Here is a 21837-nt window from a genome sequence, read left to right as displayed (position 1 = left end):
GTTAACAGAATTATCGGCAACAAAGGTATTTAAGGAATGCGCAGTGCACCGGGATAAAAAAAGGGGTTTTAGAGAATCTCGGAGAGCTGGAACTTGTACGGACCAAGGGTGCCGCCAAAGTTTCCTGAGGTGATCCGTTTGATGCCGGGCACCGTGACTGCTGCCTCAACGCCTGCCTTGGTGGCTGCTTTGATGGCTGCTTCGTCAACACCGTCGATCACAATCTCATAGATGCATGCAACACCCTCGGGGACATTGGTGTCTTCCACCTGGTCACGGATGCTCGGGCAGTACTTCTCATTGGTGGTGGCCACCATGAACTTGTAGGCATTTGAGCCGACCTTTGAACCGGATGCCACAACAGGGAATGATGTGATGGAGCCGGGCACGGTCTTAATGGCCTCGATTGCCTTCTCTGATGCTTCGAGTGCGGCTTCAACGGACTCTCCCATGATAAAGAAGTTGCCGCCTGCAATGCCTTTGACAATGCCGAACTCTTCCTCACCGATGTATTCGCCGTTCATGATGGGGATGGCCCAGCATTTGCGTCCGCCGACTTCCACCTTGTGCTCAAATTTGTCGCCGAAGAAGTGGAGTTTGACGTCAATGCGTTCCTCTGCCTCGGGCATGCCGTCAAAGACTGCTGCGGTAGGTGAGGTGAGCACACACTCTGCAAGGCGCTCGACAACCTGTTCTTTTAGCTTCTTCTTGCCGCCGGTAAAGATCATGATGGCAACACCGGGACGCCCGTCCGGTGTCTCTTCGGCAGAGAGAATACGTTCAATTCCTGCTTCACAGGGGCAGCCGATTGCTGATGTGGCAAAACCGGTTGCTTCTGTAGCTGCGTTCACTGCCCATTTCTCATTGATTGCTGTGATAATGACACGGCATGCCCAGTTGGGGAATGCCTCTGCATACTCATCTTCGATAAAAACGCCGTTTAATTCCATATTAAACCTCTCGATAACAATACAATATGTGGTGCACCTCCTTACTATAAGCTTTCTTTTTCGCAGTTATTTGCGGCAGATGAGGGCAACCGAAGGAGGTGCTGACAGTAGGACTGATGCTGAGTATATCGTTATATTTTCGGTTATTTTCAAAAAATTGCGAATATATCCTTTTTTCCGCCAAAATGCCGGTCCAACAAATGAGATAAGTTTAAATTTAGTAAGATGAAATCTCATATTATAGAGGAGATTGGAACATGGGCGATTCCAGAGATGTAATGAATTCATATGTTACCCGTGACCTGAGAAAGATGTTCTCACCGGGCGAGGGATGGAATATTGACAGAGAACCCGAGTGCGGCGGTGCATCATTTGCATATGTCGTATCGAGGAAGCGCTTCGGCAAAACTTCATGCTATCCTGTGGAGGTCTGCATGGAAGCGGGTGTATCTCCAGAGAAGGCAGGCCTGATGCAGCAGCATTGCGATGCGGCCCGTGAGGCAGGGGTGGCACTTGAACCACTGATGCTCTTTGTGCCGACCGGTGCAGATGTCTCTGCAGTGCCTGGCGATGTGATGATCAATTACCTTAAAGTGCTCAAAGTTGAGGATGGACAGGTCATCTGGTGGAAGAAGGTTCTTCCCGCCGAATAATTTTTTTCTGAATTTAAAAAAGATATCAGGGAATTTTTCTTATTATCCCTGTTTCTTCTGTACGGTAACCGCCAAGACGGTGCAGTATTTCTTTAAATTGTTCTGATGCCACTGTGTCAAAGAGCTGCCTGACCTCAGGCATGGTCTCACAGGTTGCTGTCCGTGTCACCAGTTCATAGCGTTCCGTTCCGATGGGGGTGAACGAAAGACCCAGAGCCTTTGCCGCACTGTATACACCGATGCCTGCTTCTGCCTCGCCTGAACGGACGGCAAGGGCTACGGCAAGATGGGTGGTTGCCTCCCGTTCATATCCTGTGATCTCTGCGGGGTTGACTTCCTTCTCCTTCAGGAGATGGTCAAAGAGGATGCGGGTCCCCGAGCCCTTCTGGCGGTTGATGATCCGTTTGCCGATGACCTCATCAAACGTGACCGGTTCGGGTGCGATGATGCCCTGTTCCCGTTCTGCCACGCAGATGAGGGTGAGCGGTGTATCCGGCAGGTACTTCTCCAGATACCGGATATTGTAGGTGCCGTCATCTGCGAGAAGATGCATCGGTGCCACGTGGCAGGTATCCTGTTTTAAGGAGAGGACACCGCCCATGCTGCCGGCATGGGTGGGGTGAAGGGTGACTGCATGTTTTCCGAGCATGTCTGCGAGATAGTCAATGCACGGGTCATGGCTGCCGGTGATGAGGAGGGATTCTGCAGCAACAGACCTGGGAACCATCAGGGTCGCCTGCACTTCTTCACCCATCATCACTCCCTCTTTTCGTGCGGGAATTTTCATGCAGGCATTGGCACGGACCGCACTCATCTGCACGCCGGCACCGCGGGACTGGGGGACGGCCACCCACCGGCCGCTGACTTTCCCCACAGAGAGCAGGACAAACTCATCCGTGCCTCCTGCTGAGTCCAGCCGTGTGGAAAGGATGGCAGGGATGGTCTCCGGCACCGGTGGCTGCAGGCCATATGCTCCCATCATCGGGCCAATGAACTCACGGATGATGGTGTAGGCGGCGAGCGGGTATCCCGGTGTGCCGATGATGGGTTTGCCGCCAATGGCACCGATGATGACCGGGCGTGCCGGTTTGATGGCAACACCGTGGATGAACACCTCGCCCAGGTCTTCGACGATGGATGCCGTGTAGTCACGGGTTCCTTTGGAGGAGCCGGCAGAGATGATGAGCATGTCATTCTCTTTGATGCCACGGATGACTACCTCGCGGATGTTATCAGGTTCATCCGGTACGATGCCGTAATGGGTGGGTGTGGCGCCGAGGTCACGGAGGCATGCCGCGGCCATCTGCATATTGCTCTCGATGACCTGTCCTGCTTCAGGCCGGGTGCCGGGGGGCACCAGTTCACTGCCGGTGGCGATGAGCCCTGTCCGCACGGTCCGCACAGGGACGGTTGTCACCCCGTAGGCCGCCAGTGCGCCGATCTCGTGGGGGCGGATGCGGTGTGATGAAGGGACGATCATCTCTGATTCGCCGATGTCTTCACCCACCGGCCTGATGTGCTGCCATGGGGCGGCGGCCCTGCGGATGAGGTAATGTCCCGCGTCATCCTCCTCAACATCCTCGATCATGATGACCGCATCGTACTCTGAGGAAACCACATTGCCGGTGTTGACCCGCAGGAAGTCCCGCAGGGTCACCGGACGCTGTTCACCGGCACCGTGCGTATCCTGGCTCTTCACTGCAATCCCGTCCATCGCTGAGAGGTGGACCGGCGGAACAGACTGCCGGGTAAAGACCGGTGCTGCCGTCACCCTGCCTGCCGCGTCAGATAGTGGGATCTCCTCCACGGTGGGTGTGAACGGAAATGATGAGAGTGTTCTTTCCAGAGCTTTCTCAAGGGAGACCAGTTCGAGATATCGTGTTACCACAGGATCACCTCAACCTCTGCACCCTTCTCGTAGCCTTCCCTGCCATCAGGGACACGGAGCAGTCCGCTGCTTTCGATGAGAGTGTTGGTGAGGCCGGATTTCCCGAAGAGCGGGTATGCGTCCCGGCCCTCAAGCCTGACACGTACATAGTCTTCCCGTCCGCGTGTGGATGGGACTGGGGCGGCGCAGCGGGCAGGCACAGTAATACGCGTTACCTCGCATCCCGTCATGGCAGCGATGAGCACATCGGCAAGCGCCACCATGACCACATACGCAGATGCCGGGTGGCCGGGAAGGCCCAGCACAGGGACGTTGTCAATGGTGCCGATGATCGTCGGTTTGCCGGGTGCAAGAGCAATGCCGTGTGCATGGACGGTGCCGAGGTCTGCAAGAATGGCAGCACACATGTCCCGTTCCCCTTTGGAGCTGCCGCCGGATATGCAGACCAGGTCGCACTCGGCGACCGCCTGCCGGATGGCCTTCTCAAGGGGGCCGCGTTCGTCAGGGATGATGCCATAGACGCGTGGGATGGTTCCTCGTGTTTGTGCATATCCGTAACAGAGGTAGGTGTTGACGTCCCGTATCTCTCCGGGTCCGGGTGTCTGGTCCGGGCTGATGAGTTCATTGCCGGTGCTGATGATCCCTGTTACCGGCCGCCTGCAGACCGGCACAGTGGTGATGCCGAGTGCACCCAGAACCCCGAGGTCACGGGGTGACAGGCGCCTGCCTGCCGGAAATATAACATCACCGTTTCGGAAATCGTCTCCCCGGAGAGTCAGGTTCTCCCCTGGTGCGACTGCCCGGTAGACGAGAAGATCATCCCCTGACTCCTCTGCATACTCGATCATGGCAACGGCATCGGCACCCTCCGGGATGACTGCGCCTGTCGGGACATACCTGCATTCACCCGGTGCGACCTGTCCGGCATCTCCGTCTCCCATCCCGACGCGGCCGGTGATCGTGAGCATTGCAGGCAACGCCTCCCCTGCGCCGACCGTATCCGCCGCACGGACGGCATATCCGTCCACCACGCTACGGGTGAAACCGGGTATGTCTTCTGCTGCTGCGGCCGGCCGAAAGAGGACTCTGTCGTATGCCTCGGAGAGGGCGACTGCCTCTTCTCCCATGAGCGGTGCAATCTTCCGCAGTATCTCCTCCGCTTCAGAGACCGGAATAAGCTCAAGAAAAATGCTCATTTGAAACAGCCCAGCTGGCAGCCCCTGATCTTAACCCGGGGGTCCCGGCTGTTGCAGTAGCGGGCAATGGCTGTTTTTGATATGGCATATTTTTCAGATATCTCAAATGCCTGTATACAGGTGATCTCATTTTCAATTCCGCACTCTTCGAATATTTTCGCAAGGTCATCTGTTGTCATGCTAACATTATGGTGGTCTTTGATTGAAATTAGATTTACTGTGTGAAAATGTCAGCGTGCGGATATTATTTTTCTGATATTGGAATCTCTGTTGATATTGGGAGAAAGTTACCTGAATCCTGCATTATTGTTCGCAAAATGATGAATAATGTCGGGGTGTGGCATTTTAAAAAGGGAATTTCAGGGTAGGAGGTGAAACTATCACTAAATTGCAGAATACGAGAAAAACTTCTGGTTTTTTCCTGGTTATTATCGGTGGATGTGCATTTCTAAAATTAATGAAAGGGTATTGATTTTTGCTGATTGTAAATGTTTTTTATCGGAAAACATGGGTTGTGCTCTGTTCTTTCGAAAGCACCTCGCTTCAATACCTTTATCTATTCTTTTCAACAACTTTTCCTGTAATCGATTTGATCGATACTGGTGCGTGAAACCATGGCATTTGCATTGCATATTAACATGGAGCGGTGTACCGGTTGTAACGCATGTGTGGTTGCATGTCCTGTCGATGCACTGGAGCTGTTTACAGTAGATCCGGTGACCGACGAGAAGATCTACCAGGTGAAGAATGGCAAGGCCATTGTTCTCGATGTAGATCACGAACTCTGCGCCGGGTGTGGCGTATGTGTTGAGGCATGCCCGTTTAATGTGATACGGCTGGCAGGACCGTGGGATTCGAGATCCAAATCCCTGGCAGAAGGTATGGAGTGAGGTTTAACATGGATACATTCTTCCCGAAATTCTCCAAAAAGAGAGACGGCGTTAACGTTATTATGGAGCAGAAGCTCCTCACGAGCGTTAGCAGCCTGATTCTGAACGGACAGACATGTACCGGATGCGGAATCTGTGCAGAATCCTGTCCGGAGGAAGCGATCAGTCTAGGACTGGTAGGCGCTGTCCGTCGTGGTGTAGTAGACTATGCAGAACCCATTAATATTGATGAGAAAAAGTGCTCATATTGTGGTGTCTGCGTCGTTATGTGCCCGTTCAACTCCCTGACTCTCAAAGTTGACGGCGAGGAAGCTCTTCCGATTATCGAGCGTGAAGGGTTCCCTGAATATGATATGGTCACAAAGATTGACCAGGACAAGTGTGTCCGCTGTACCATCTGTGAGGACGTCTGTCCCCGCGATGCAATCAGCCGTGAAGTCCCTGCATTTGAGGGAACGGTTGACGGAGCACTTGAGAAGCAGTCAGTACTCGCAGCAAAGACCACTTTCACCGTTGATGATGAAAAGTGTACTCGCTGTGGTATCTGTTCAGAACTTTGTCAGGCAATTGATGTGAAGCGCAAACCGTTCTCCGCAGAGTCCGGTGCAGTCGTGGGCGATGTTGTCTGGGACGAGAAACTCTGTGACGCCTGTCAGATCTGTGTTGAAGCATGTCCTGAAGATGCAATCGTCGTTGAGAGGACGGTTGAATCAGCAAAGCTCAGTGGCAAGGTAGAAATCATTGAAGAGAACTGCTGTACCTGCCGCTGGTGTGACATCAACTGTCCGGCCGAGGCAATCACCGTTGAGAAGATCTTTGAAGGTGACATTGAGTTCAATGCAGATAAGTGCCCTGCCGGGTGTTCCACCTGTGTTGAGGTCTGTCCCGCAAATGCAATCTATCTCCCTACTCCGAAGCCTGCAAAGGACCTGAGAGGCGAGAATGAACCTGTAATTGCAGTCAACAAGGACTTCTGTATTCTCTGTGGTGCGTGTGTGAACGCATGTCCCGGTGAGGATATCATTACTCTGACGCGGACTAATATCCGTGTGAAGGGTAAGGAGACGGATCTCTTCCTGAGAATCAAGGACAAACTCTGCACTCCGCGCACCTCTATGGTAAAAGAGGCCGCAAAGGACGAGGTTGAACTCAAGATGATGGAAACCGCGTGAGGAAAAGGAAATGGCAAGAGTAAAAGAATACGGCAATGCCGAACTGGAAGAGAAACTCAGAGATACGAGTTATTATGCTAATGATTCCAACCCTCAGTTTCTCGAAGATGTGAAAAAACTCAGTCGTACGGCTGCCAATATGTGCTACCAGTGCGGAACATGCACAGGTTCATGTCCGTCAGCACCACGCAGTTCGTATCGGATTCGTCTCTTCATGAGAAAAGGAGTGCTTGGGCTCGAGCAGGAAGCACTTAATGACCCGGACCTGTGGCTCTGTACTACCTGCTATTCGTGTACAGATCGCTGCCCGCGTGACCTCGCACCAACTGATGTGATCATGGCAATGAGGAACCTTGCGTTCAAGATTGATATTGTGCCACGCAACTTCCTCAAGACCGTGCAGCTTATCTATAACACCGGACATGGTGTGCCAAATAACGATGTCAACAGAGCAGCCCGTGTAAAGCTCGGCCTGCCGGCAGATCCGCCAACGACACACAGTTATCCCGAATTTATTCCGGGAATTCAGAAGATCATGGATTTCTACAAGATGAAAGAGAATGCAGACCGGATTCTCGCCGAGGAGAGTAAGTAAATGTCTGGAGATATGAAACAGTACGCATTCTTCCTTGGCTGTATTGCACCAAACCGGTACCCCGGATGTGAAGCTGCAGCTATTAAAACCAGTGAAAAACTGGGTATTGAACTTCTGCCGCTGAAAGGAGCAAGCTGTTGTCCTGCGCCTGGTGCGTTTGGGTCAATTGACCTGAACGTATGGTATGCACTTGCAGCACGCAACCTCGTGCTTGCAGAAGAGATGAAGATGGACATCACCCTCATCTGTAACGGGTGCTACAAGTCTATCTGGGAAGTCAACCACATCCTCAAGCACAACGACGAACTCCGTGACGGTGTGAACGAAGTGCTTGCAGAAGTCGATATGGAATTCAAGGGTTCCATTGATGTCTGGCACCTGATTGAACTCTATTATGATGAGAAGATCTGTGGTGTTGAGAAGGTTCGTGCGAGCGTTACCCGCCCGCTTAACGGAACAAAGATCGCGCCACACTATGGATGCCATCTGATGAAGCCTAAGAAGGAGCGCCACTTCGGTGACACCGAGAACCCCATGTGGTTTGAGGAACTCATCGATGCACTGGGAGCAGAGTCTGTTCAGTACCGCAACAAGATGCAGTGCTGTGGTGCCGGCGGCGGTGTCCGTGGGTTTGACCTGACTCACTCACTGGATATTACCAATGAGAAACTGATCAATGTACAGGAAGTCGGGGCTGACGCAATCACTGAGTTCTGTCCGTTCTGCCAGCTTCAGTACGACCGTGGTCAGGTTGAAATTCAGGAGAAATTCGGTCAGGTCTATAACCTTCCGGTTCTTCACTACAACGAACTCCTTGGTCTTGCACAGGGTATGACTCCGCAGGAGCTTGCTCTTGATCTGCACGCTGTTGACTGCAAACCATTCCTGGAGAAGATCCTTTAAGAGGTGAAATGAATGGCTGAAACTAAAGAAGAACCACGAATTGGCGTGTTTATCTGTCACTGCGGTACAAACATCGCAGGATCCATCTCTATTGAAGAGGTTAAAAAATACGCCGAGACTCTTGACGGTGTCGTTGTCGCTGATGAATACCAGTATATGTGTTCAACTCCGGGACAATCAATGATCATCGACGCCATCAAAGAGCACAACCTGAACGGCATTGTCGTTGCAGCATGTTCGCCGCGTCTCCATGAGCCGACGTTCCGTACCGCAACACAGGAAGGCGGACTGAACATGTTCCGGTTCGAGATGGCAAACATCCGTGACCAGAACTCCTGGGTGCACATGCACGACTGGGAAGGCGCAACCGAAAAAGCAAAGGACCAGGTCCTTATTGCTGTTGCAAAGGCCCGGATGCTTGAAGACCTCCAGCCAAAGAGTGTGCCTGTGGAGCACTCCGCACTCGTCCTTGGAGGCGGTGTCGGTGGTATGCAGGCTGCACTCGACCTTGCAAGCGCAGGGATCAAGACCTACCTCATAGAGAAGGCCCCGACCGTTGGCGGACGCATGTCCCAGCTCGACAAGACCTTCCCGACACTTGACTGTTCACAGTGTATCCTGACACCAAAGATGGTGGATGTCGGACGTCACCCCAACATTGAACTCAGGACCTACACTGAAGTTGAGAAAGTAGAAGGCTACATCGGTAACTTCACTATTACCCTCCGGAAGAAGGCACGTGGTGTCCTTGACCCAACCGAAGCATTGGAACGCGGCATTGTCGGCGGCGGCTGTAACGGCTGTGGAGACTGTGCTGAAGTATGTCCTGTCATCAAACCGAATCCATTTGAGATGGGCATGGCACCCCGTAAGGCAATCTACATCTATCATCCGCAGGTTATGCCTCTCCTCTACACCATTGACTTTGACTCCTGTGTGAAGTGTGGTCTCTGTGTTGACATATGTGGCCCTGAAAAGCGTGCGATTGACCTTGACATGGTTGACACCTTTGAGGAGATCAAAGTCGGTACCTGTATTCTCGCCATCGGGTATGATTACATCCCGATTGAGCAGAAGAAGGAATGGGGATACAAGCGGTTTGACAATGTCATCACCGGTCTTGAGTTCGAGCGTCTCATCTGTGCATCCGGTCCTACCGGCGGTCACCTGATTCGTCCGTCTGACGGGCAGACCCCGATGAAAGTCGGATTTGTGCTCTGTGCAGGTTCCCGTGACAACACCGGCGGCGTTAACAAACCGTATTGTTCCCGCTTCTGCTGTATGTATTCGCTCAAGCACGCCCACCAGATCATGGAAAAGATCCCTGGTGCAGTGCCCTACCTCTTCTACATGGATATCCGTTCCTTTGGAAAGATGTATGAGGAGTTCTACTACCGTATTCAGAACGAGGGTGCAAAGTTCATCCGCGGCCGTGTGGCAAACATTCTGGAAGACCCGATCACAAAGAACCTCATCGTCAACACAGAAGACACGCTTCTTGGCAGGCCTGTCAGTATGGAGATGGACATGGTCGTCCTTGCTGCAGCAGTTCAGCCGACGCCTGAATCAGAGAAGATCCGCCAGATGTTCGGTGTCTCCAAGTCACAGGATGGCTGGCTGCTTGAAGCACACCCGAAACTCAACCCGTGTGGCACCACCACCGCAGGTATCTACCTTGCCGGTGTATGTCAGGGACCAAAGGATATTCCTGACACCGTTGCACAGGCAGAGGGTGCCGCATCCGCAGCATCGATTCCAATTCACACCGGTGAAGTGCAGCTTGAGCCGTACTTTGCACAGTGTATGGATGATATCTGTGCAGGCTGTGGTCTGTGTCTTCAGCAGTGCCCGTATGGTGCACTTGACCTTATTGAGAAGAATGGCCGCACCGTGATGGAAGTAACCGAAGCAAAGTGTAAGGGCTGTGGTACCTGTGGAGGATTCTGTCCGGGTGGTGCAATTAAGATGCAGCACTTCACGTCACCACAGATCTGTGCTCAGATAGACGCATTCCTTCTTAAGGGAGGGGAGTAGTAATGACAGATGAGAACTGGAATCCAAAAATTATTGCAATCATCTGTAACTGGTGTTCATACGCAGGTGCAGACCTTGCCGGTGGTGCCCGTGTTCAGTATCCGCCTGATGTCCGTGCCATCCGTGTGATGTGCACAGGCCGTGTTGATCCGCTCTTCATCATGAAGGCGTTTCAGGATGGTGCAGATGGGATGCTGATCTCAGGGTGCCACTTCGGTGACTGCCACTACCTTGAGGGCAACTACAAGTGCGCAAAGCGCATGTTCCTCGTGAAGAATCTCCTGAAGAATATCGGTCTTGATGACAACCGTCTGAGAATGACCTTCGTCTCTGCATCCGAGGGTGCAAAGTGGGGAGCAGTCATGGAAGATGTTGTTAAAACGGTCAAAGAACTTGGCCCAAGTCCGCTGAAAAAGTACGAGAGATAACTGAATCGGAGATGAAGGTGTGGCAGCTATTCAGATAAACCTGATTTCAGGCAGGACGATCCAGCAGGGCGTCTCGATGGAAAATGGCAAGGAGAAGCTTGCCTATCGGGATGCCTGCGGGATCCTTGAACTCGATGACGTTGATTTCAAGCGTCTCGGGTGCTTTAAGAATACGAATGTTCGTGTCTCCAGTGAATTTGGGACTGTTGTGGTCAAGGCAATCGGCGCAACCCAGGGCCCGCACCCCGGGCTCGGGTGGATCCCCATGGGACCATGGGCCAATGCACTTGTTGACCCCAATACCTACTCCACCGGGATGCCAACATTCAAGGGCACTCCAGTGACAGTTGATGCCGCTGAGGAAGAAATTGTCCTTGACGCCATTGCTCTGATTACAGAGGAGTGCTTATAGGCGGTATGAAAGATGGCTAAAATAGTAACAGATGTCGTCTGTCCATTCTGCGGGACGCTCTGCGATGATCTTGAGGTTGCTCTCTCCGATGACGGAGAGGAGATCCTTGAGGTGTACAATGCCTGCGCCATTGGAGCGGCAAAGTTTCTCCATTCCCAGGCAAAGGATCGTCTGACCCGTCCCCGGATGAAGCAGGAAGATGGCTCCTGGAAAGAAGTAACGTATGATGAGGCAGCCGACTATACTGCAAACCTGCTCGTTGATGCCAAGAAGCCACTGATGTACGGCTGGTCATCGACCAACTGTACTGCACAGAGCACAGGCTCAGAGATCGGTGAGGAAGTCGGTGCATGCATGGACAACACTGCAACAGTTTGTCACGGTTCAACCCTGATTGCTGTGCAGGATGTCGGTGTGCCGTCAGCAACCCTCGGTGAGATTGCAAACCGTGCAGACCGTGTGGTCTTCTGGGGATGCAACCCGGCACATGCTCACCCGCGTCACATGTCGCGGTACTCAATATACCCCCGTGGTTTCTTCACCGGCAAGGGTTCAAAGTCAAGAAAGATGATCGTGGTCGACCCACGGAACACCGACACCGCCAAGATGGCAGATGTACATGTCCAGCTTGAGCAGGGTCGTGACTATGAGCTCCTGAGCGCTATCCGTGTCGCCATCCGTGGCGAAAAGCTTCCGGATGTTGTTGCGGGCATACCCAAAGAGCAGATCTACGAAATCGCAGATACACTCAAGTCCGGCCGGTTTACGGCCATCTTCTTCGGTATGGGTGTGACCCATTCACTCGGGAAGAACCACAACATCGATATTGCAATCATGGTCACCCGTGACCTCAATGACTACACGAAAGCAGCCATCGTAGCGATGCGGGGTCATTACAATGTGACCGGCTCCGGACAGGTCTGGGGATGGGAGTTCGGTTTCCCGTTCTGTCTTGACCTGACCCGCGGATTTGCCCGATATAATCCCGGCGATTCGTCATCCAATGATCTGCTTATTCGTGACGAGGTTGATGCAGTCTTTGTACTCGGGTCTGACCCCGGTGCACACTTCCCGGTCGGTTCCGTGAAGAAGATTGCCAAGCTTCCGTCTGTCTGTATCGACCCGCACATCACTCCGACATCCGCAGTGTCAAAGCTGCATGTCCCGGTGGCATTTGTGGGCGTTGAAGTCGGCGGTTGTGCATACCGTATGGATAATGTCCCGATTGAGACCAGAAAGGTTGTTGAACCCCCTGAGGGAATGCTCACAGATGATGAGTTCCTCCAGCTGGTTCTTACCCGTGTACGGGAACTGAAGGGGGCAGCATAATCATGACAGATTATCTCATCAAAAATGGTTTTGTCTACGACCCAATCCTGGGGATTAACGGAGACAAAGTGGATGTCGCCATCAAAGACGGCAAGATGGCCGATGCAGGCGATGTCACAAACCCGACCATCATCGATGCCACTGGCATGACCGTGATGGCGGCAGGTGTTGACGTACACGCACATGTCGCAGGTCCCAAAGTGAATACGGGCCGGAATTTCCGTCCGGAAGATAAGCTCTTCAATGGTACGGCAGGCAGCGGTATTAAGCGCATGGAGGGTGGATTCTCCGTCCCTACCGTTTTCAGAACCGCATACCTGTATGCACGCATGGGATTCGGCTTCTCTATGGAGGCAGCAATGCCGCCTCTGTATGCACGCCATACCCATGAGGAGATCCGCGACACTCCGATCATCGACCAGGGAGCACTTCCTGTCTTTGGTAACAACTGGTTTGTCCTTGAATACCTCAAGGAGAATGAGATTGAGAACACCGCAGCATACATTGCATGGCTTCTCAACCAGACCAAGGGATATGGCATCAAGTGTGTGAACCCTGGTGGTACCGAGTCCTGGGGATGGGGACTGAACTGTGAGACCGTCGATGATGTGGTCCCGTACTTTGACGTGACCCCCCGGCAGATTGTCTCCGGCCTCATCGAAGCAAACGAGTACCTCGGCCTTCCGCACTGTATGCATGTGCATGGGAACGGTCTTGGTGAACCGGGCAACTACGAGATCACCCTTGACACCCTGAAGATTGCAGAGGGCTTCAAGCCGCAGAATGACTTCGGCCGTGACGTTGTGCTTCACAACACGCACCTGCAGTTCCACTGCTACGGTGGTGAAAGCTATTCGTCCAAGTTCTTTGAGTCTAAGTCTAAGGAAGTTGTTGACTACATCAACTCAGTTGACAACATCAGCTATGACCTTGGTGTCGTAACCCTTGACGAGACCACCACGATGACGGCAGACGGTCCTTTCGAGCACCATCTCTCCCACATGAATAATCTCAAGTGGGCAAACACGGATGTGGAGCTTGAGACCGGATCCGGTGTTGTTCCGTTCATCTACAACCCGAAGACGTTCATCGCCGGCGCCCAGTGGGCAGTCGGTCTTGAGTGTGGTCTCTTCATCAAGGACCCGATGCGTGCATACATCACCACCGATGCACCAAATGCAGGACCACTCTGCCGCTACCCGCGTGTCTACAAGTGGCTCATGAGTGCAAAGGCACGTGATGACATGCTTGACAACACGCTCAAATACGGCGACAGGATCCGCGAGCGCTGTTACATCGGTGAACTTGATCGCGAAATTTCACTCTACGAACTTGCAATGATGACCCGTGCAGGACCGGCAAAGACCCTTGGTCTCGGCCACATGTTCGGTTCACTCAAACCAGGTCTTGAGGGTGATGTCGCAGTCTATCCGTACAACCCGGAAACTGACACCGACGACCCTGAGAAGATTGAGTATGCATTCGGTAATGCAGCATATCTCATCAAGGGCGGCAAATTGATCGTGAAGGAGGGCGAGATCGTTGACATGGGCAACAAGCGCACCTTCTGGGTCAATGCCACAGTCAATGACAACCCGATGGTTGAGCGTGATATTTCAGAGAAGTTCCGCCGGTATTACACCGTGACACAGAACAACTACGCGGTTGAGGGACACCACTATGTGCCGAATCCGTATGTCATCGAGGTCGATGCAACAAAGTGAGGTGACGGAGATATGGCAAAAGTAATTCTTACCCCAACCCAGACCCCCACACTCTTCCTTGAGGCAGAGAACATCACACCCGATGTCTTTGCAGGGAAGAATGCAGCGGAGATTGCAGCACTGCACGGATTTGTCGGCAAGACCACAGTCACCCTTGGTGACTACTTCACGGTTGAAGGTGCAGGCGGCCAGACGGCAGCCGATACCACAGTTGTCATCAATGGCGATGTCAGCCGTGTGAAGTACATCGGCATGAAGATGTCCGCAGGCGAACTTATCGTCAACGGCAATGCAGACATGTATGTCGGCGGCTGGATGACCGGCGGCAGACTCACCGTTAACGGTGACATCGAAGCATTCGCAGGGCTTGGCATGACCGGCGGCGAACTTATCGTCAACGGCAATGCAGGCAATTATCTCGGCGCAGCATATCGTGGCGACTGGCGTGGTATGCAGGGCGGAGAAATTCGTGTCAGCGGCAATGCCGGCAGTGATGTCGGTACATTCATGCGTGGCGGCACCATTGTCGTCGGTGGCAACATCGACGTGCATGTCGGTACACACATGGAAGGCGGCACGATCATCGTCAAAGGTGACGCAAAGAGTCGTGTCGGCGGACAGATGGTGAAAGGAACAATTTACGTTTATGGTGACATTGACGTAATGATGCCAGGGTTCCAGTATCGCAATGATGCTGACCTTGAAGTAGATGGTGATAATGGACGGTTTGCCCTGTATGAAGGAGATATGGGCGAACGTCACCCTAAGCGCAAGGGTGAGGTCATCTACGGTCAGCTTTATATGAAATACTAAATCCTTTTTTTTTGCCGCGTTACCCCGATGCATTTTTCACCGTGAAACTGCATGTTGGCCTTCCTAAGCCCGTGCCATGGGTGAATGTACTAAGGATTACTGTTGAAACATATTTGGCTGACACAGTCTTTCATTAATCCATTCATGATGTTAACTCTTTTAATTGTCTCAGGCATGCCGGAAATGATGAAAATTATTGAGGTATTGTCGCCGTATTGTCAATTTAATCAACATAGCTCTGTGATACGGGTGCGGATGTGTGTCGGTGTGGCAGAATTTATGTTGAGGACGTGAAAATTAATACGCTGGAGAAAGTATGGTACAGGTAATGAAGCACTCGTATGATCCTGATTCCCAGAGCGGGGTAATTGTGGAGGACGGTATGGAGGCATACACCGTCAGGCTCCGCATCCCGGCGGGCATTGTTACACCGGACCAACTGCGGGGCATTGCTGACGCTGCACAGAAGTACGGCGGGGCTGGCATTCATCTCACCACACGGCAGACTGTGGAAATTCCGCATGTGCCTGAGAAAAATCTGCAGGCACTCGGTGAGGAACTCAGGAAGAACGGGACGCCGTTTGGTGCAGAATTCCAGAATGTGGTCAATGTGACGGCATGCCCGGGGAATGAACGCTGCCGGCTTGCAAATATTGATGCCATCCCGTTTGCCCTCAATATTGACCGGAAATACTTCGGGCGTGAAATGCCTGTAAAGACGCGTATTGGTATCTCTGCATGTCCTAATTCCTGTGTGAGTGAGCGCCTCTGTGAAGTGGGGGTGACCGGTCACTTAAAACCTATCCGCCACCCGGAAAAGTGTACAGGCTGTGGGGCATGTGTTGATTACTGCAATGAAGATGCTCTTGAGGTGATAAACGGCGTTATTGTCCTTAATGATGAGCGCTGTATTAGCTGCGGTGCCTGTGTGCATACCTGCCCGTATGGGGTTATAACAGCAGAAGACCCGGTCTACGAGATCACCTTCGGCGGCAGGCGCGGGCGTCATCCGAAGATTGGCAGGTGTCTGGTTTTAGTAAATTCCCTGGAAGCAGCAGAGCTGGCGGTTGATGAGGCAATGTACCGTATCTACCGTCAGGCGGTGGGCACTCACCTTCTTGCAGACCAGCTGGATGAGATTGGGTTTGATCTGATTGTGAAATCCGTCCTGGCCAAACTTCCGGAAGATTCGGTTGTGGAACATCTGTAAGTTCCTGTCCTGATGGGGGGGCTATTCTGAATTTTCTCCCCATCTCTCTATAATCGATATATTTTCACTCTAAATGCGCGTTAATTTCTGAAAAAAAAGCTTAAAAGAAGCGCATCATTCAAATGATAAAAAAATGGAATCTTTGTCGTATCTTGTGTTACGAATTAGTAAGTTTCGTAATACCGAGTGTTAATCTTACCTGAACTAACGGTTGATTTGCCTGTTTCTCACAGTTTAGATTTTATTTTTTTCAGATTATATTATTCAGGATTAGGAATCCTTATATTCTGACATTGTGTATATCTTTCCTGTCCCATGCGGGGACGTGCAGTAGTTACTATCATCGATTTCCGTCAGGATTTATTCCTGTCTTTGTTCAGAAAATGAAATGCATTGCACAAAAGGGTAATTGGAGGAAAATAAATGGCAAAATATTCCGACACTATTGATCTCTATTCAGATGACGGTAAGCTTCTGAAGAGCGGCGTAACCATCGACAAGGTCAGCCCGCTCGTCAACCCGGCATCAAGGAAGATCATTGACCTCACCAAGAGGTCAATCGCAGTCAACCTCGGCGGCATTCAGGCAGGCCTCAAAGCCGGTAAACTCGGCAAGGGTACCATTCCTGGCCGTGAGCTTGATCTCCCGATTATGGATAACAAAGACGCAATCGTCGCAAAGATCAAAGAGATGGTTGACGTCGAGGGCGGCGACACAGTTGTAAACGAATTCAAGGGCGGCAACCTTCTCCTCGTCGAGGTCCCGAAGGCACGTCTCGATTCAGCAGCAACCTACGATGCAGCTATCTCAGCTGTTGCAGCAGCAACCACCTATGCGGTTGTTGACCAGTTTAACGTCGATGCATTCAACGCATCCACCGTTAAGGCAGCATGCTGGGGTGGATACCCACACACTATGGACATGCCGGGCTCAGGTGTAACATCTGTCCTCAACATTCCACAGAACAATGAGGGTATCGGCTTTGCACTTCGTAACATCGGTGTCAACCACTTTGTTATGATGACCGGAAGGAATGCAATGCAGGGTGCAGCACTCGCAGCAACCCTCGAGACCGCAGGAGAGTTTGAGATGGGTGGCGCAATCGGCCCATTCGAGCGCCACATGCTTCTGCAGTACGCATACCAGGGCCTTAATGCAAACAACCTCGTCTACGAACTCGTCAAGGAGAACGGCCAGTCCGGTACCATCGGTACTGTTGTCCAGTCCCTTGTTGAGCGTGCAATTGAAGACAAGGTCATCGTTGCAGGCAAGAAGGGCGGCTACTTCCAGTTCTACGACACCAAGGACCCCATGATGTGGAACGCATACGCAGCAGCAGGTACCATGGCAGCAACACTGGTCAACTGTGGTGCAGGACGTTTCGCACAGGCAGTCTCCTCGACTCTCCTGTACTTCAACGACCTGCTTGAACACGAGACCGGTCTCCCCGGCACTGACTTCGGTCGTCTAATGGGAACTGCAGTCGGTTTCTCATTCTTCAGCCACTCCATCTATGGTGGCGGTGGTCCTGGTATCTTCAATGGTAACCACGTCGTAACACGTCACGCAAACGGCTGTGCAATTCCATGTGTCGTTGCAGCATGTGCACTCGATGCAGGTACACAGATGTTCACTCCTGAAGGCACTTCCGCTATCATGGGCGAAACATACGGTCAGATTGACGTGTTCAAGAGACCGATCCAGAATATCGCAGACGGTATCTGAACAGAGAACTGATTTGAATGACTGAAGCTGTCGTTGATTATCCCCAGTGCCGGATCACACCCCTCCGCATGCTCAAACCGGACTCCGCGGAAGCACTCCTCAATGAGGTAGTAAAGATTCCCGGAATACGCCGGATGATGATAAATGGTCCGAATCTTCCGCGTACGGTCCCTTACGGGCCTGCGCGGGGGAAACCCAACCCCAATTCCAACCGTAAAGTCATTATGGTTGGCGGGTCTGAATTTGAACTCCGTGTTCAGGTCGGGACCATGATCTTTGAGGTGCTGGATGACAGTGTGACTGAAAAAATCCGTGCACTATGTGATCGGTTCTTCACGAAATTCCCGTATCAGCTCCAGACCGGGAAGAAGTACATGAGAACCCAGCCAACTGTTGCGGACTATGCTAAATACGGTCCTGACGTGGATCCAAACCTGATAGGTCTCATGGATCCACGGAATAAAGAAGGGCCGGTAATTATTCAGGGAAGATAAGATATTCATGCCGATTGGTCGCATAACCCAGGTTGTTGACTGCCGCGAATCCATGGGGATGGGTAAAGGCGGAGGCCTTGCTCAGCGTGGCACTATTTCAGAGTGCCGTCATCCTGATGTGATTGTCGTCGGCATGTCCCCGGGGAGGCGCCATGTGACGAAGCCGGTATGTGATATCACGTCTGCCCTGAGAAGAGAGGGCGTGGAATTCTCGGTGAGCACCCTTGTGCTCAACTCGGGAAGTGGCGTCCCTGCCGATGCTCCAAAACTGGCCGGTTCTGTCCTGGGGGCATACTTTGGCCTTTCAGGAAGAGAGGTGTCACAGATTGAGCAGCATAAAGTGGCTGTTCTGCACCACGGGAATGTACGTTCCCATGTGGTGGAGAAGGTGCGCTTTATTCTCTCACAGGCAGATGTCCGCGCAGTTGTTGTCTCACAGGCACCAATTGACTACGAAGATCTCGCAAAAGTCGGTGTCAAAACCGCATATGTCATGCCGTCACCGGAGCACATCCGGACAAAGGGTGAGGTGGCAGCAATTGTCAGCGGTGTGACCAGGGGTCAGACCCCGCCGCGGGATAAACTCGCCGAAGTCGTTCAGGCAGTATTGAATGTAATGAAAAATCCTAATTAAGGTGAAAATAATTATGGCATACACACCACAGTATGGTCCGGGCACCTCCGTCGTCGCTGAAAACAGGCGCCGCCAGATGAACCCGAACGTCGAACTTGACAAAGTTCGAGATGTAACTGATGAAGATGTTGTGCTGGTTCTCGGTCACCGCGCACCGGGCTCCGCATATCCAACTGCACACCCACCACTCGCAGAGCAGCAGGAACCTGACTGCCCAATCCGCAAGATTGTCGAGCCAACCGATGGTGCAAAGGCAGGAGACCGCGTCCGCTACATACAGTTTGTTGACTCTATGTACAACGGTCCGTCCCAGCCATACCAGCGTACCTACGCAGAATGCTACCGCTTCCGTGGTATTGACCCCGGTACACTCTCCGGTCGCCAGATCGTCGAGTGCCGTGAGCGTGACCTTGAGTCATACTCCAAGTGGCTCATCGAGACCGAAATGTTCGAGCCCGCTCTTACCAGCATCCGTGGCGCAACTGTACACGGACACTCACTCCGTCTTGCAGAAGACGGCCTGATGTTCGACATGCTCCAGAGATGTATCATCGGTGACGAAGGTGTCGTTACCTACGTGAAAGACCAGATCGGAGAACCCCTCGACCGTGCAGTCGCAGTCGGCAAGCCACTCGATGACGCATGGGTCAAGGCTCACTCGACCATCTTCCACTCACTCGTCGGTTTAGCATACCGTGATGACGTGGAGTACATTGAATACATCCAGCGCATCCACTCGCTGAGAACAAAATACGGCTTCATGCCGGTTGAGGAGTGATTTTAATGGCAAAAATAGAGAGATCACAGAAGCTTTTCCTTGACGCACTCAAAGAGAAGTTCCAGGGCCAGGATCCTGAGTCCGTAAAGACCACGTTCTACAACTTCAACGGTGTCCGCCAGTCCCCGCGTAAGCGCGAATTTATGGCTGCTGCAAAGGGCATCGAGATGGAACGTGGAATCTCCATGTATGACCCCGAACACTGCCACCTTGGTGGTATGCCAATGGGTCAGAGACAGCTCATGACCTACGAAGTCTCCAACACCGGTGTCTTCGTAGAGGGTGATGACCTTCACTTCGTCAACAACGCTGCAATGCAGCAGATGTGGGATGACATCCGCCGTACTGTCGTTGTCGGTATGGACCTTGCACACGCAACTCTCCAGAAGCGTCTCGGTAAGGAAGTAACTCCTGAGACCATCAACGAATACCTCCACATCCTCAACCACGCAATGCCAGGTGCAGCAGTGGTTCAGGAACACATGGTCGAGACCCACCCGGGCCTTGTCGATGACTGTTACGTGAAGGTCTTCACTGGCGACGACGCAATGGCAGATGACATTGAGCCACAGTTCCTGATCAACATCGACAAGCTCTTCACCTCTGAACAGGCAGAAGTCCTGAAAGCACAGGTCGGCAAGTCCATGTACCAGGCAATCCACATACCGACCATTGTCTCACGTACCTGTGATGGTGGAACCACCTCCAGATGGTCCGCAATGCAGATCGGTATGTCCTTCATCGCAGCATACAGAATGTGCGCTGGTGAAGCAGCAGTCGCTGACCTTTCATTCGCCGCAAAGCACGCCGGTGTCTCACAGATGGCATCCATCCTTCCGGCACGCCGTGCCCGTGGCCCTAACGAGCCCGGTGGAATCAAATTCGGTGTCTTCTCCGATATTATCCAGGCAAACCGGAAATACCCGAACGACCCCGCACGTGCATCCCTTGAGGTTGTCGGTGCAGGTACCATGCTCTTCGATCAGATCTGGCTTGGTTCCTACATGTCCGGTGGTGTCGGTTTCACGCAGTATGCAACAGCAGCATACACTGATAACATCCTCGATGAGTACACCTACTACGGTATGGACTACCTGAAGGACAAGTACGGCTTCGACTACTCCAACCCGGACCCTGCAGCAACCATCACTCCTACCCAGGAGATCGTCAACGACCTTGCAACCGAGGTCAACCTCAATGCAATGGAGCAGTACGAGCAGTACCCCACCATGATGGAAGACCACTTTGGCGGGTCACAGCGTGCTGGTGTTATGGCAGCAGCCTGTGGTCTGACCTGTTCCATCGGTACCGGAAACTCCAATGCCGGTCTGAACGGATGGTACCTTTCCATGCTTATGCACAAGGAAGGCTGGTCACGTCTTGGTTTCTTCGGATACGATCTTCAGGACCAGTGTGGTTCAGCAAACTCCCTTTCAATGGAGCCTGACCGCGGTCTGATGGGCGAACTCCGTGGACCAAACTACCCGAACTACGCAATGAATGTCGGTCACCAGGGAGAATACGCAGCTATCGTCGGTGGTGCGCACTACGGACGCGGCGACGCATTCTGCTTCGACCCACTTGTGAAGATCTGTTTCGCAGATCCGTCACTCACATTCGACTTCTCCGAACCCCGCCGCGAATTCGCAAAGGGTGCAATCCGCGAGTTCAAGCCAGCAGGCGAGCGCTCACTGATCATACCGGCAAGGTAAGATCAACTCATTTTTTTTTTATTTAACAAAAGGAAACTCCTGCTTGTTTTACAACGTAGCTTGCATTCCGTTTCGATTGTAAAATAGTGATTCTCTTTTTTTCGAAACCTTTAATAAAATCCCTATCGAGGTTTAATTGAACCAAAAAGGGTTTGTGTAACGTGTTACTCTGGTGCTTTGACACACAGGAGGATGCCTGAATGGAAGAAATACTATTTGGCATCGGTATCAGCGCTTTGGCTGGCGCTCTTGCCACTGTAGCTGGCGCTGCGGAGGACACTGAATCTGATATCGAGA

Annotated in this window: 21 protein-coding genes; 17 read left to right on the top strand and 4 right to left on the bottom strand. The window is 52.3% G+C overall.

Annotated elements, in window-relative coordinates; genetic code table 11:
• Positions 1-68 precede the first annotated feature (68 nt).
• Positions 69-950: a formylmethanofuran--tetrahydromethanopterin N-formyltransferase gene (fhcD, locus tag MKMG_RS02805; RefSeq protein ID WP_165075319.1), complete on the bottom strand. Its 882-nt coding sequence runs from the start codon at positions 948-950 to the stop codon at positions 69-71.
• Between the two features lie 257 nt (positions 951-1207).
• Here fhcD and MKMG_RS02800 point away from each other — a divergent pair, with 257 nt between their 5' ends.
• Positions 1208-1603: a hypothetical protein gene (locus MKMG_RS02800; protein WP_165075317.1), complete on the top strand. Its 396-nt coding sequence runs from the start codon at positions 1208-1210 to the stop codon at positions 1601-1603.
• A 25-nt stretch (positions 1604-1628) separates the two neighbouring features.
• Here MKMG_RS02800 and MKMG_RS02795 read toward each other — a convergent pair whose 3' ends face one another.
• Genes MKMG_RS02795 through MKMG_RS02785 form a run of 3 tightly spaced genes read right to left on the bottom strand, consistent with a single transcriptional unit; the run spans position 1629 to position 4866 of the window.
• A complete protein-coding gene (locus tag MKMG_RS02795) occupies positions 1629-3491 on the bottom strand; it encodes a molybdopterin biosynthesis protein (protein ID WP_165075314.1) in 1863 nt (620 codons plus the stop codon).
• Positions 3485-4687: a gephyrin-like molybdotransferase Glp gene (gene glp, locus MKMG_RS02790; protein ID WP_165075312.1), complete on the bottom strand. Its 1203-nt coding sequence runs from the start codon at positions 4685-4687 to the stop codon at positions 3485-3487. The genes MKMG_RS02795 and glp overlap by 7 nt, the downstream gene beginning before the upstream one ends.
• Positions 4684-4866, bottom strand: coding sequence for a hypothetical protein (locus MKMG_RS02785; protein ID WP_165075309.1), 183 nt, complete (start codon positions 4864-4866; stop codon positions 4684-4686). Before MKMG_RS02785 ends, glp begins: the two co-directional genes overlap by 4 nt.
• 435 nt (positions 4867-5301) lie before the next feature.
• Between MKMG_RS02785 and MKMG_RS02780 the strand changes: the two genes are divergently transcribed.
• The 16 genes from MKMG_RS02780 to mcrA all read left to right on the top strand — a co-directional run bounded on the left by MKMG_RS02780 (position 5302) and on the right by mcrA (position 21540).
• On the top strand, positions 5302-5577 hold the full coding sequence (locus tag MKMG_RS02780) for a 4Fe-4S binding protein (protein ID WP_165075307.1): 276 nt from the start codon (positions 5302-5304) through the stop codon (positions 5575-5577).
• 8 nt (positions 5578-5585) lie between these two features.
• Positions 5586-6749: a 4Fe-4S binding protein gene (locus MKMG_RS02775; protein WP_165075304.1), complete on the top strand. Its 1164-nt coding sequence runs from the start codon at positions 5586-5588 to the stop codon at positions 6747-6749.
• Between the two features lie 10 nt (positions 6750-6759).
• Positions 6760-7344: a CoB--CoM heterodisulfide reductase subunit C gene (gene hdrC / locus MKMG_RS02770; protein ID WP_165075301.1), complete on the top strand. Its 585-nt coding sequence runs from the start codon at positions 6760-6762 to the stop codon at positions 7342-7344.
• Positions 7345-8247 carry a CoB--CoM heterodisulfide reductase subunit B gene (hdrB, locus tag MKMG_RS02765; protein ID WP_254059063.1) on the top strand — a complete coding sequence of 301 codons (903 nt, stop codon included), beginning with the start codon at positions 7345-7347 and terminating at the stop codon, positions 8245-8247. It begins immediately after the preceding gene.
• Positions 8248-8259: 12 nt separating this feature from the next.
• A complete protein-coding gene (locus MKMG_RS02760) occupies positions 8260-10281 on the top strand; it encodes a CoB--CoM heterodisulfide reductase iron-sulfur subunit A family protein (RefSeq protein ID WP_165075299.1) in 2022 nt (673 codons plus the stop codon).
• Positions 10282-10283: 2 nt separating this feature from the next.
• Positions 10284-10709, top strand: coding sequence for a hydrogenase iron-sulfur subunit (locus MKMG_RS02755; protein ID WP_165075296.1), 426 nt, complete (start codon positions 10284-10286; stop codon positions 10707-10709).
• Between the two features lie 19 nt (positions 10710-10728).
• Entirely contained in the window at positions 10729-11121 is a 393-nt protein-coding gene (locus MKMG_RS02750; RefSeq protein WP_165075293.1) for a molybdopterin dinucleotide binding domain-containing protein, read from the top strand.
• A 12-nt stretch (positions 11122-11133) separates the two neighbouring features.
• Complete coding sequence (locus MKMG_RS02745; protein WP_165075291.1) at positions 11134-12450, top strand: formylmethanofuran dehydrogenase subunit B; 1317 nt, start codon at positions 11134-11136, stop codon at positions 12448-12450.
• A 2-nt stretch (positions 12451-12452) separates the two neighbouring features.
• Positions 12453-14174, top strand: coding sequence for a formylmethanofuran dehydrogenase subunit A (locus tag MKMG_RS02740; RefSeq protein WP_165075288.1), 1722 nt, complete (start codon positions 12453-12455; stop codon positions 14172-14174).
• Positions 14175-14186: 12 nt separating this feature from the next.
• The gene (locus MKMG_RS02735) at positions 14187-14987 is read left to right on the top strand and encodes a formylmethanofuran dehydrogenase subunit C (RefSeq protein ID WP_165075285.1); all 801 of its coding nucleotides are present in this window, start codon (positions 14187-14189) and stop codon (positions 14985-14987) included.
• Between the two features lie 316 nt (positions 14988-15303).
• Complete coding sequence (locus MKMG_RS02730; protein ID WP_165075282.1) at positions 15304-16197, top strand: 4Fe-4S binding protein; 894 nt, start codon at positions 15304-15306, stop codon at positions 16195-16197.
• Positions 16198-16620: 423 nt separating this feature from the next.
• A complete protein-coding gene (gene mcrB / locus MKMG_RS02725) occupies positions 16621-17922 on the top strand; it encodes a coenzyme-B sulfoethylthiotransferase subunit beta (RefSeq protein ID WP_165075280.1) in 1302 nt (433 codons plus the stop codon).
• A gap of 17 nt (positions 17923-17939) precedes the next feature.
• Positions 17940-18416 (top strand): methyl-coenzyme M reductase operon protein D, encoded by a 477-nt coding sequence (gene mcrD / locus MKMG_RS02720; protein WP_165075277.1) that lies wholly within the window; start codon positions 17940-17942, stop codon positions 18414-18416.
• A 7-nt stretch (positions 18417-18423) separates the two neighbouring features.
• Entirely contained in the window at positions 18424-19050 is a 627-nt protein-coding gene (mcrC, locus tag MKMG_RS02715) for a methyl-coenzyme M reductase I operon protein C (protein WP_165075274.1), read from the top strand.
• Between the two features lie 13 nt (positions 19051-19063).
• Positions 19064-19828 carry a coenzyme-B sulfoethylthiotransferase subunit gamma gene (mcrG, locus tag MKMG_RS02710; protein WP_165075271.1) on the top strand — a complete coding sequence of 255 codons (765 nt, stop codon included), beginning with the start codon at positions 19064-19066 and terminating at the stop codon, positions 19826-19828.
• 5 nt (positions 19829-19833) lie between these two features.
• On the top strand, positions 19834-21540 hold the full coding sequence (gene mcrA / locus MKMG_RS02705; protein ID WP_165075269.1) for a coenzyme-B sulfoethylthiotransferase subunit alpha: 1707 nt from the start codon (positions 19834-19836) through the stop codon (positions 21538-21540).
• Positions 21541-21837: the final 297 nt, after the last annotated feature.

Source organism: Methanogenium sp. MK-MG, from assembly GCF_009914725.1.
GTDB lineage: Archaea > Halobacteriota > Methanomicrobia > Methanomicrobiales > Methanomicrobiaceae > Methanogenium.
This window is presented reverse-complemented; position numbering and strand designations above follow the sequence as displayed.